Below are 12,609 nucleotides of genomic sequence, written 5' to 3'. Positions count from 1 at the left end.
TTCAACCTGGGAACGAAATCTGGGAGGTTCTACCTCCCTTAGTGCAAGCTGTAAATACAAGAACATTATTGATACAACCATACGCGGAGGAGAGAAAGTAACTGTTGCATGTTCACGGGCTTGGTAATATAGTCAGATGCACCAGCTTCGATGCACTTTTCCCGATCGCCTTGCATAGCTTTAGCGGTGAGGGCGACGATTGGCAAAGAATGGAATTGATTCATCTGGCGAATAGTACGCATAGTTTCGTATCCGTCCATTTCCGGCATCATTACGTCCATCAGGACGATATCGATGTCGGGGGTGTTTTGCAACATGAAAATGCCATTTGAGCCATTATCAGCGTACACGACTTGGATGCGATAGTACTCCAACATACTGGTGAGGGCGAAAACATTCCGCACGTCGTCATCGACGATCAGAACTTTTTTGCCTGCCAGTTCGGGTATGCTTTGATGGTAGCGATCCAGCATCTGCTGTTTCTCTAATTCGAGATTGGCTTTTGAGCGATGTAGGAATAAACTGGTTTGGTCGAGAAGGCGCGCGATCGCTTGGTCATCTTTGATGATAATTCTAGCGATCGCTTGTTTGAGTGCGGTTGTTTCTTGCTGGGTTAACTCCTTATCTGTGTAAACAATTATCGGTAAAAACATCAATCCTTGGGTTTGATGACTCCTGACTCGTTGCTGAATTTGTTTGATTAATTCCAATCCGTTGATATCTGGCAAAATCAAATCCAGCACGATGCAATCAAATCGTTGTTGTCCTAGCGCTTCTAGCGCTGCTACTCCTTTTCCGACAGCAGTTATAGAAACGTCATCGCCGGAAAGCAACTCAACGATACTGTCGCGTTCGGTTGGATCTGCTTGCACTACTAGCAGGTTTTTCACCTGGCGTTCGGCAAAAGCTTTCAAGTTCACCAATGCTTGAGATAATGCAGCTGTAGTAACAGGTTTTTGCAGATAGGAAACTGCCCCTTGTTTGAGACCGCGTTGGTGTTCTGATTCAATTACCGTGAGAATATAAACGGGGATGTGCCGCGTTTTGGCGTCGTGTTTTAAACAATCGAGAACTGTCCATCCATTCATCACCGGCAATTGGATATCTAAGAAGATAGCATCCGGGTGAAATTGCGATGCCAAAGCTAATCCTGTTTCCCCTTGCAAAGCAATGATGCCTTTAAAACCTGTTTCCCGCGCCATCTGCAACAAAACGTGAGCAAAGTTAAAGTCGTCGTCTATTATTAGTACCACCCGATCTCCGGGTTGAATTTGTCCCCGGTCATCGCTTAAGGGTTGATAATTTGACTCGGGAATATGGGAAGAGGACGCGGGGACGCGGGGAGGGGGGGACGCGGAGGAAGAGGACGCGGGGACGCGGGGAGGGGGGGACGCGGGGATGGGGGTAGGTGTTGGTGAGGAGATAGGTAGAGGAATTTTTTCTGAGTGGCGATCGCTTTCTTTTTGTACCTGCTGTTTTGCATTCGCATCTGGCACTTGTAAGCGCAGATTTGACCCTACTTCAGGATGAAATAGGGTTGGTAAATTTTCCCCTGAGATTGCTAGTTGAGTTTCCCCTATTTTGGCAACTCCGTTTTTCAATTGTGGCAGGTAGAGTGTAAACGTACTGCCTTTGCCTGGATTGCTAAGTAACGTAATTTCCCCGCCCAAAAGCTGGGCAATTTCTCGACTAATTGACAATCCCAATCCGGTACCGCCATATTTGCGACTCGTGGTGCCATCTGCTTGCTGAAATGCTTCAAAAATGATTTTATGCTTTTCGGGCGGAATGCCAATCCCCGTATCGCTAACCGCGAAAGCTATCACCATATCAGCGCGATTCAAGCTATTTATATCGGGATTCCACCCAGAAACAGCGGGTTCAATCCACAAGCGGATCTCTCCTCGTTCGGTAAATTTAAACGCATTGGAAAGGAGATTTTTCAACACTTGTTGCAAGCGTTTGGCATCGGTATAAATGGCGCGGGGCAAGGATGGTGCCAATTCGACTTTAAAATTTAGCTTTTTATCCTGGGCGACAGAACGAAAGGTGCGTTCTAGATATTCTTTCAAATCGCTAAACAGCATTTGGTCGATTTCAATCGCAATCGTTCCCGATTCGATTTTTGCCAGATCCAAAATGTCGTTAATCAGCGCCAACAGGTCGTTACCTGCTGAGTAAATTGTTTGAGTGTATTCGACTTGCTTGCTAGTCAGGTTGCCATCATTATTTTGCGACAGCAGTCCAGCTAAAAGCAGCAAACTGTTAAGCGGCGTTCGCAATTCGTGGGACATGTTGGCGAGGAACTGGGATTTATATTTAGAAGTCAATGCCAGTTGTTCTGCTTTTTCTTCCAAAGACATCCTTGCTTGGTCAATTTCGCTGTTTTTCAGTTCTACTTCTTCGTTTTGCAGCGATAATAATCTGGCTTTCTCTTTCAGTTCTTCGTTTGTTTGTTGTAGTTGTTCTTGCTGTTTCTTCAGCAGTTCTTCCGATGTTTGCAGCGATTTCGCTTGTTGTTCTAATCGCTGGTTGGTTTCCCGCAATTCGTTTTGCTGAGTTTGCAACTCTTCTGCCAAGGATTGGGATTGTTTGAGCAATTCTTCGGTACGCATCGAAGCGGCAATCGTGTTCAGAACGATGGCAATGCTTTCGGTTAGCTGATCGAAGAAGGTCAGGTGAATCTCGTTAAAGCGGCGGAAAGATGCTAATTCGATCACCGCTGTCACTTGTCCTTCAAACAAAACTGGTAATTCGACCACATTTAGCGGCGGTGCTTCCCCCAGACCGGAATTAATCTTTATATAATCGCTTGGCACTTCTGTAATCAGAATCCGCTGTTTTTCGATCGCCGCTTGTCCCACCAATCCTTCACCCAAGTGGAAGCGATTCGAGATATGCTTGCGTTCGCGGTAGGCGTAGGTGCTGATTAATTTCAGATACGATTGATGGTCGCCGGTTTCCATTAAGTAGAATACGCCGTGGGATGCGCCAACCAGGGGTGCTAATTCGGAGAGAATCAGTTTGGAAACTGTTTCTAAGTCGCGCTGTCCCTGCAACATGCGGGTAAATTTGGCGAGGTTGGTTTTTAACCAATCTTGTTCGGTGTTCTTCTGGGTTGTTTCGCGCAGATTGGCGATCATTTGGTTGATATTATCTTTGAGGATGGCGACTTCGCCTTGCGCTTCTACTGAAATAGAACGAGTGAGATCGCCTTTGGTAACGGCGGTAGCGACTTCGGCGATCGCGCGTACCTGTGTGGTCAAATTCGCCGCCAATTCGTTGACGTTATCCGTCAGCGCCCGCCAAGTTCCCGCCGCGCCCGGAACTTTCGCTTGTCCGCCTAATTTCCCTTCAATTCCTACTTCCCGCGCCACTGTAGTAACCTGATCCGCAAACGTCGCCAATGTGTCGATCATTTCGTTAATCGTATCTGCCAAAGTTTCAATTTCTCCTTTGGCGTCTAACATTAATTTGCGCTTCAAATCCCCATTCGCCACTGCGGTGACAATTTTGGCAATCCCTCGCACTTGGGCAGTCAAGTTACTTGCCATCGAATTCACGTTATCCGTCAAATCTTTCCAAGTTCCGGCAACTCCCATTACCTGCGCTTGTCCGCCTAATTTCCCTTCCGTACCTACTTCCCGCGCTACCCTTGTTACTTCCGAAGCAAAGGAAGAAAGCTGATCCACCATGACGTTAATCGTATTCTTCAGATCCAGAATTTCTCCCTTCACATCGACGGTAATTTTCTTAGAAAGATCGCCATTTGCTACCGCCTTTGTCACTTCGGCAATGTTTCTTACTTGGGCAGTCAAATTCCCCGCCATTAAATTGACGTTATCGGTCAAATCTTTCCAAGTTCCCGCGACGCCTCGGACATACGCTTGCACGCCCAATTTACCTTCCGTACCCACTTCGCGGGCGACTCTAGTTACTTCCGAAGCAAAGGAATTCAACTGATCGACCATCGTGTTAACGGTGTTCTTCAGTTCGAGAATTTCCCCTTTTACATCAACGGTCACTTTCTTAGAAAGGTCGCCATTCGCTACCGCCGTCGTTACTTCGGCGATGTTTCGTACTTGGGCAGTTAAACTCGATGCCATTGAGTTTACCGAATCGGTCAAGTCTTTCCAAGTTCCTGCCACTCCTTTAACTTCTGCTTGGACTCCCAACTTGCCTTCTGTTCCTACTTCCCGCGCCACGCGAGTTACTTCAGAAGCAAAGGAATTCAACTGATCGACCATGACGTTGACGGTGTTTTTCAGTTCTAAAATTTCCCCTTTAACATCAACGGTAATTTTCTTAGAAAGGTCGCCATTTGCTACCGCCGTTGTTACTGCGGCAATGTTCCGTACTTGGGCAGTTAAACTACCTGCCATAAAGTTGACGCTGTCGGTTAAATCCTTCCAAGTTCCCGCAACTCCTCGCACATCTGCTTGCACGCCGAGTTTGCCTTCGCTTCCGACTTCCCGCGCGACTCTTGTTACTTCAGAAGCAAAGGAAGAAAGCTGATCCACCATGATATTGATGGTATTTTTCAGTTCTAAAATTTCCCCTTTGACATCCACGGTGATTTTCTTAGAAAGATCGCCATTTGCTACCGCCGTCGTCACTTCGGCAATGTTCCGTACTTGGGCAGTTAAATTCCCCGCCATCGAGTTTACCGAGTCGGTTAAATCTTTCCAAGTTCCCGCTACGCCTCGCACTTCTGCTTGCACGCCGAGTTTGCCTTCTGTTCCCACCTCGCGCGCCACCCTTGTTACTTCCGAAGCAAAGGAATTTAATTGATCCACCATCACGTTAACGGTGTTTTTCAGTTCTAAAATTTCCCCCTTTACATCAACGGTAATTTTCTTAGAAAGGTCGCCATTTGCTACCGCCGTCGTTACTTCCGCAATGTTTCGCACTTGGGAAGTTAAACTACCTGCCATAAAGTTCACGCTATCGGTTAAATCTTTCCAAGTTCCCGCTACCCCTCGCACATCTGCTTGCCCGCCTAATTTGCCTTCGCTGCCAACTTCCCGCGCGACTCTTGTTACTTCAGAGGCAAAAGAAGATAGCTGATCCACCATGATATTGATGGTGTTCTTCAGTTCTAAAATTTCCCCTTTAACTTGTACTGTAATTTTTTTAGATAAGTCGCCGTTAGCGATCGCTGTCGCCACTTCGGCAATATTTCGCACCTGTCCGGTCAAATTCCCCGCCATCGAGTTGACGTTATCCGTCAAGTCTTTCCAAGTTCCCGCAACTCCCTTAACTTCTGCTTGCACCCCCAACTTGCCTTCGCTTCCCACTTCCCGCGCCACCCGCGTCACTTCCGAGGCAAAGGAAGAAAGCTGATCCACCATGATATTGATGGTGTTTTTCAGTTCTAAAATTTCCCCTCTCACATCAACGGTAATTTTTTTGGAGAGGTCGCCGTTAGCGATCGCCGTCGCCACTTCAGCAATATTCCGCACTTGGGCAGTTAAATTCCCCGCCATCGAGTTTACCGAATCGGTTAAATCTTTCCAAGTCCCGGCAACGCCTCGAACTTCTGCTTGCACCCCCAATTTACCTTCCGATCCAACTTCCCGCGCCACCCGCGTTACTTCCGAGGCAAAAGAAGAAAGCTGATCCACCATAATATTGATGGTGTTTTTCAGTTCTAAAATTTCCCCTCTCACATCAACGGTAATCTTCTTCGATAAATCGCCATTTGCTACCGCCGTTGTCACTTCGGCAATGTTTCGCACTTGGGCAGTTAAATTCCCCGCCATCGAGTTTACCGAATCGGTCAAATCTTTCCAAGTTCCGGCAACGCCTCGCACTTCTGCTTGCACTCCCAACTTGCCTTCCGATCCGACTTCCCGCGCTACCCTTGTTACTTCCGATGCAAACGAATTAAGTTGATCCACCATTACGTTAACGGTGTCTTTCAACTCCAAAATTTCCCCTTTCACATCAACCGTAATTTTCTTAGATAAATCCCCATTTGCTACTGCCTTCGTGACTTCGGCAATATTCCGCACCTGGGCAGTCAAATTCCCCGCCATCAAATTGACATTATCCGTCAAATCTTTCCAAGTTCCCGCAACCCCTTTGACTTCTGCTTGCCCGCCCAACTTGCCTTCCGTACCGACTTCCCGCGCCACCCGGATCACTTCCGAAGCGAAGGAGTTCAACTGCGCCACCATCGTGTTGACGATTTGCCCGGTTTGGAGAAATTCGCCCTTGAGTAGACTACCGTCAATTTCCAATGCGATCGTTTGGGAAAGATCGCCGTTAGCAACTGCCCGAATTACCCGCGACGTTTCCGCCATTGGTTGGACTAAATCTGTAATTAGGGTATTGACAGATTCAACGCAATCTGTCCAAGAACCACCCGCACTTCCTAATGAGGCACGCTGAGTAATTTTTCCTTCTTTCCCCACCACCGTACTGATGCGATCGAACTCCTGCACCATTCTTTGATTTAGCTCGATAATATCGTTGAGGCTGTCGGCTATTTTTCCAGCTAAACCCGTTTGATCTATCGGCATTCTTACCGAAAAATCGCCTTTTTTAACGGAGTTCAGGACTTTTAGGAGTTGTCTGGCATCTAGATACTCTGTATCGGTGATTTGCGCGGTGGGCATAGTCTTAGGAAATTGGCGTTCGTGGTGGTGCGATAACGGCAGAATACACCCAGCGAAAGCACTAGGTGTTTTAGTTAAAAAAGTCTTAATTTTGTTTCAGTTTGTCATCGGTATGACAAGCTTTATAGTGCTAGTAGTCTGCGTTGGAAAAGGTTGTATCTCAAGTTCTCGCAACAACCAAGGGTGAGCGATTAATCAGCTTCTCTAATTTATCCTTCTGAAATAGTATTTCTTCTCTAGCAGATAAATTGGGCATTTCTTGGCGACAGTGGTTACAATACCAGTAAATTTGTTGAGGACGAGCGTGGCGCAGCATGGGGTAGGAGCAACAAGGGCAGGGTGTCATAAAACTAATTAAATCGTTACTTATTGTTAAAATTCCGACTCAGTTATGACTGAGCTTGTTCTGTAATTTAAGCTATACCTGTGTTGTGAAGATTCTGTGAATTAGGCTGAGTGTTTACAAAACTAAACTTTGAACGGGTAATCGGCATTTACTTGGGGTGACGACTTACAGCGGTTTTCAACAGGGTGCAACGCCACATTGTCGTCGGGGCACGGCAGGAGTAAGTTTGATCGCCAGTTCAAACATGGTAGAATGCCGTGCCCCTACCGGCATCGATCTGGCGGCAAATGCCTCTGGGTGTATTTCACCAACTGACGCCACATTGTCGTCGGGGCACGGCAGGAGTAAGTTTGATCGCCAGTTCAAACATGGTAGAATGCCGTGCTACTACCGGCATCGATCTGGCTGCAAATGGCTTACCTGGTCACCTGCGATTAATTTTGCGCGTTCTTTGGTAGGGCAAGCTCGAAGCCCCAAGGTTCGAGTAATGTGCGTAACAAATCGAACACTTGGGGGTCGGCATCGACTACGAGTAACTTGGCTTCGGGGGTGGTGGATTGTTGCAGGATTTGGGCGATCGCTTCCATCACCCGACTCGCCGACACGGGTTTGTGCAGGAAACCCCTAGCCCCGAGTTGGGCGGCGGTGATGCGAGCGCTCAAATTCTCCCGCGCTGTAAACACCAACACTGGTATGGGAGGTTGAGAAGTTGCCAATTCCGCTAACAGTCCAAATCCGTTTTCTGCCGAGTCGGGGAAGCACAGATCGAGCAACACGGCATCGGGGCGGGTATGAGCGATCAATTCTCTGGCTTTGGATAAATTATCAGCAGCGGCAGCCTGCATTCCCCAGGTTGTCGCCTCGGTTATCAAATGTGCGGTGAGGGCGGTATCGTCATCGACAATTAACAGTTGGGATTGCTGCTTGAGGGGAATCGGGGCGGGTGTTGGTAGGGATGGAGTGGCTTTCTCTCGCTCTAATTCTTGCCGCAATTCCAGAACGAGTTGAGGTAAATGCTCTATTTGCCCCGGATTCGGGTTTGTATCGGCTTTAAAGGTTTGTTCAATTTTACGAGAGAGGTGGGAGGCTTTCTCGAAACCAAAGCTGCCCAGGGAACCCACGAGGGTGTGTGCTTCCCTGAGAGCGGACTGGCGTAATTCTTCAGTCAGGTTGCTTTGTTCTAGGGCAGCGATCGCTTGTTCTAAAACCGCAATGCGAGCGAGGTACTTCTGTTTATATCGCTCCCAAATACCAGAAATAGCCGATTTGACATGGGGCATAGCAGATTCCCCCCCGCTCTCCTGCTCCAGAGCTCCCCTGCTCCAGAGCTCTGTTTCTCTTGGTTTGAGCCGATACCCCAGGCGATAGACTGTTTCGATCAGATCGGCTTTAGCCCCAGCTTGTTTGAGTTTAGATCGCAAACTCTTAATATGCGCTCTGACGGTATTTTCTGAAGGGGGTTCGTCAAATGACCACAGGTGATCGAGCAGGGCACTGGAACTGTATATCTTATTACTGTTGCGTAAGAAAAGCTCGAGCAGGCCATACTCTTTAGCAGTCAAATGCAGGAGTTGACCGTTGTAAGTAACTTCACAGCTACTGGGATCAAGACGAAGATTTCCCCACTCTATCACTGGCGAACTGGTGGTATTGCCTCGACGCAGTAAAGCGCGTATCCGGGCTAATAACTCTTGGAAATCAAATGGTTTAACGACGTAATCATCTGCCCCGGCGTCTAACGCCATCACCTTGCTGGTACTGGTGGATTGGGCGGTGACTAAAAGCACAGGGGTGCTATTTTGAGCTTGTCGCAGCCGTTTGCAAAGACTAATCCCGTCGAGCTTCGGCAGCATCAAATCGAGCAAAATCAAGTCATATTGGATACCTTCGGCCAAGTTCCAACCAGCTTGACCATCTAAAGCCAGATCGACTAGATAATGCTGGTTTGTCAGCGTGTCTTTCAGCACTTGAGCCAGATGCTCATCGTCTTCTACTAGCAAAATTCTCACGGCGGCTAGTTACCCTCAAGACTTGGCGAGAGCGAAATATCTCCTATAATCCAGATTAATCCTGAACGGTCGCTAGCGATCGCCCCAGGGCAGCTGTTACCGAAAGGTTTTACTGGTTTTAGGGGTAGACGGCTAACAACTGTGACAAAAATTCTGCTTAAATATACTTAAATATTGTGGGTTCTAATATCGTTTCCGGTTGCATCTAAACGATCAAAATTGGTTGTCGGGGCAGGGCAGTAGAAAATCTTCCGGTTTTGGGCAAAGCTGATGGGTGGCGTGCCCCTACAATATCAAAATTGTGGTCGGGGCACGGCAGTAGAAAATCTTCCGGTTTTGGGCAAAGCCTATTGATGTTCCCTACAATGACTTGACGGGTAGACAAAAATATACTTCGGACGGTGATAAACAGGCTGTTCTTGCCATTAGCAATTAGCAATTAGCAATTAGCACTATCTATGACCGCATCAACCATAATTAATCTACATCATCATGGGCATAGCGCCGATACAGGAAGTCTAAAGCGTAGTTGCGGAGGTCGTAGTAAGTTTGGTCTTCCATAATTTCCTCGCGATCGCGCGGACGTTCAAACGGAATCTCCAACACTTCGCCAATTTTAGCCGCAGGGCCGTTGGTCATCATCACGAGGCGATCTGCCAAATACAGTGCTTCATCGATTTCGTGGGTAATCATTAATACCGTTACCCGATGTTCGCGCCAGATGGCTAGAAGTTCGTCTTGCAATTCTTCCCGCGTCAGGGCATCTAATGCGCCGAAGGGTTCGTCTAAAATTAGCACTTGGGGACGAATAGCTAAGGCGCGGGCGATCGCCACCCGTTGTTTCATCCCGCCGGATAATTGGGTGGGACGCTTGTACATTGCTTCTCCCAGTCCGACCATTTCCAGATGTTCGCGCGCGATCGCAGTTTTCTCGGCTTTGGATTTTTCGGGATAAACTTCGTCTACGGCTAAGTAAACATTATCAAACGCGGTCATCCAAGGCAGCAAACAGTAATTTTGAAACACTACCATGCGGTCGGGTCCTGGTTCGGTAATGCGCCGAGTTTGCAGTCGCACTTCTCCCGTTGTCGGTGTTTGGAACCCGGATACCATGTTCAACAGGGTGGATTTACCGCAGCCAGAGTGACCGATGAGGCAGATAAATTCGCCTTCGTAAACTGTTAAGTCAATCCCATCCAATACAACGGCAGGGCCTTTGGGAGTGGGATAAACTTTAGTGACGCTATCGATTACTAAAAATGGGTCTTTTTTCCGTACCGATTGCTGTTTTTTTAAGGCTGTTTGAGTGCTGTTGAATGTTTGCATGGTTATCAATAAGGGACTAGGGGATAGGGAGTGGGGAGGCTTACTCGTTTGGCTAGGGAAGAATATCTATTTATTGAACCGCCAAGACGCCAAGGACGCCAAGAAAGAAGAAAGGAAGAAGATAGGTAATGTTGTGGCGCGCTGGGAGTGGGAATAGAAAAATAATTTCTTTCCCTAGCCTTTAGCCCCTTCTACGCTGCTTGAGAATCGACTAAAATTTCTTCAACGTTGAATTCGCGTTTGATTTCTAAGCGTTTGAGATAGCCTAGGGGATCGTCAGGATTAAATACAACGCCGTCGAACAGGGTAAACGGTTTGCGGTCTGGTTCCATATCGGACCAATTTAATTGGCGTGCGGCTTCGCCGTATAAGTCTACCCGGCGGACTCGTTCGAGAATTTCGATCCAATTTTTGGGGAAGGCGGTAATTCCCCAACGGGCGAGTTGAGTTAATATCCATAACCCTTCGGCGCGACCCGGACAATTAGTATTCTCGAAGTGGAATTGGTTGAAACGCGGCATTAGTTGCGGCGGCGCACCCGTTCCCCGATGATAGTATCCTAAGAAACCTGGGCGAATATATTCGGCGGGGACACCGACATATTGGGCTTGAGTTAGCCATTGCATAATCTCTTCCCGATTGCGGCGGTCTTCGCAGTATTCGCAAGCTTCTAAAAGCGCTTTAACGAGGGCGATGTGCAGGTTCGGATATTGATTTGCCCAATCTTCCCGTACTCCCACCACTTTTTCTGGGTTTCCGGGCCAAATATCCAGGTCGGTGGCGATGACGAAGCCCAATCCTTCGTAAACGGCGCGACAGTTCCAAGGTTCGCCGACGCAGTACCCGTCGATGTTTCCCGCTTTGAGTTGGTTGACCATTTCTGGTGGGGGAACGACGACTAAGTTTACATCGCGGTCGGGGTCAATTCCACCTGAAGCTAGCCAGTAGCGCAGCATCAGGTTGTGCATCGAACATTCGTGAACGACGGCGAGGGTGTAAACTTTGTCTTTGTTTTGTCCGATCGCGCGTTTAAAATCGCTTAATGTCCGCACCCCTTGTTGGTAGAATCTATCGCTTAAGGTAATCGCGTTACCGTTGCGGCTGAGAACCATCGCTGTAGAGGTGGCTACTGGTGCGTTGCCAAATAGACCCAACGTCATTGCGAGGGGCATTGCCGTCACCATTTGGGCAGCGTCTAGGCGTCCCGTGGCGACACCCTCTGCGATCGCATCCCAGTTACTTTCCCGCACCAAATCGACTTCTTCTAACCCATGTTTTTTGAAGAAACCTTTTTCTTTAGCCACCACAAACGGCGCGCAATCTGTTAAAGGCAAAAAGCCAATGGCTAATTTAACTTTTTCTAATTCCCTGCCACCTTTAGAAACGATTTTGCGGACAACTTCTTTAGTTTGCTTGACAGATGTTGCACTTGCTGCTTTAGTTTCGGTTGCAGCTGCGGCTTGTTTTGCCTTGCGTCGTTTATCCCGCTTCTGCTGGTTGAGGAGATTAATTAATTGGGCCCGCATGTGATAATAATCGGGATGGTTAACCACTTCCAAACGATGGCGAGGGCGGGGAATATTCACTTCTAAAATTTGACCGATATGGGATTCTGGCCCATTAGTTAACATGACAACGCGGTCGGATAATAGAAGTGCTTCGTCCACATCGTGGGTAACCATTACCGAGGTAACGTGACTTTCCTGGCAAATTTGCATCAGTTGTTCTTGCAAGTTACCCCGCGTTAAAGCGTCCAACGCGCCGAAGGGTTCGTCTAAGAGTAATAGTTTAGGACGGATGGAAAGGGCGCGCGCGATTGCTACCCGTTGTTTCATCCCCCCCGATAATTGTCCCGGACGTTTATCGGTGGCGTGGCGCAGTCCCACCATATCAATACTTTGTTCGATAATTCCGCGTCTAGAGCCTTTAGGTTCCGACCCATAAACTTCATCAACTGCCAATTCAATATTTTCCCGTACCGTCAACCAAGGCAGCAACGAATAGTTTTGGAATACTACCATGCGATCCGGTCCCGGTTCGGTCACTTGGCGACCTTCTAAAATCACGCCGCCGTGACTTGGTTTATCCAAACCGGCAATAATATTGAGCAGGGTTGATTTACCGCAACCAGAGTGACCAATTAAGGAAATAAACTCGCCTTTACGAATCTTGAGTTCGATATTCTTCAGGGCGATATACTTACCGCCATTAGCTAGCGGGAATACGCGGTCAATGTGATCGACTTCTACGAAGAAAGACATGGTGATTGGTAATTGGTAATTGGTAATTGTGTTTGTAGTAGGCGCTG

General features: G+C 47.9%; 7 protein-coding genes. 2 read left to right on the top strand and 5 right to left on the bottom strand.

What is annotated here, in order from left to right; all coding sequences use genetic code 11:
* Positions 1-65: 65 nt before the first annotated feature.
* Positions 66-6,620 carry a HAMP domain-containing protein gene (locus ACE1CM_RS02275; protein WP_374875779.1) on the bottom strand — a complete coding sequence of 2,185 codons (6,555 nt, stop codon included), beginning with the start codon at positions 6,618-6,620 and terminating at the stop codon, positions 66-68.
* Between the two features lie 160 nt (positions 6,621-6,780).
* Positions 6,781-6,966, bottom strand: coding sequence for a hypothetical protein (locus ACE1CM_RS02270; protein ID WP_374875778.1), 186 nt, complete (start codon positions 6,964-6,966; stop codon positions 6,781-6,783).
* Between the two features lie 257 nt (positions 6,967-7,223).
* Here ACE1CM_RS02270 and ACE1CM_RS02265 point away from each other — a divergent pair, with 257 nt between their 5' ends.
* Positions 7,224-7,424: a hypothetical protein gene (locus ACE1CM_RS02265; protein WP_374875777.1), complete on the top strand. Its 201-nt coding sequence runs from the start codon at positions 7,224-7,226 to the stop codon at positions 7,422-7,424.
* Here the strand turns inward: ACE1CM_RS02265 and ACE1CM_RS02260 are convergent.
* The gene (locus ACE1CM_RS02260; RefSeq protein WP_374875776.1) at positions 7,401-8,975 is read right to left on the bottom strand and encodes a response regulator; all 1,575 of its coding nucleotides are present in this window, start codon (positions 8,973-8,975) and stop codon (positions 7,401-7,403) included. The two genes, ACE1CM_RS02265 and ACE1CM_RS02260, sit on opposite strands and share 24 nt — an antisense overlap.
* Positions 8,976-9,452: 477 nt before the next feature.
* A complete protein-coding gene (locus ACE1CM_RS02255) occupies positions 9,453-10,301 on the bottom strand; it encodes a nitrate ABC transporter ATP-binding protein (RefSeq protein WP_374875775.1) in 849 nt (282 codons plus the stop codon).
* Between ACE1CM_RS02255 and ACE1CM_RS02250 the strand changes: the two genes are divergently transcribed.
* Positions 10,300-10,458: a hypothetical protein gene (locus tag ACE1CM_RS02250; RefSeq protein WP_374875774.1), complete on the top strand. Its 159-nt coding sequence runs from the start codon at positions 10,300-10,302 to the stop codon at positions 10,456-10,458. The two genes, ACE1CM_RS02255 and ACE1CM_RS02250, sit on opposite strands and share 2 nt — an antisense overlap.
* Before the next feature lie 34 nt (positions 10,459-10,492).
* On the opposite strand, the gene ACE1CM_RS02245 is transcribed toward ACE1CM_RS02250, so the two are convergent.
* Positions 10,493-12,562 carry a nitrate ABC transporter ATP-binding protein gene (locus ACE1CM_RS02245; protein ID WP_374875805.1) on the bottom strand — a complete coding sequence of 690 codons (2,070 nt, stop codon included), beginning with the start codon at positions 12,560-12,562 and terminating at the stop codon, positions 10,493-10,495.
* Between the last annotated feature and the right edge of the window lie 47 nt (positions 12,563-12,609).

Source organism: Microseira sp. BLCC-F43 (assembly GCF_041929235.1).
Lineage (GTDB): Bacteria > Cyanobacteriota > Cyanobacteriia > Cyanobacteriales > Aerosakkonemataceae > Microseira.
This window is presented reverse-complemented; position numbering and strand designations above follow the sequence as displayed.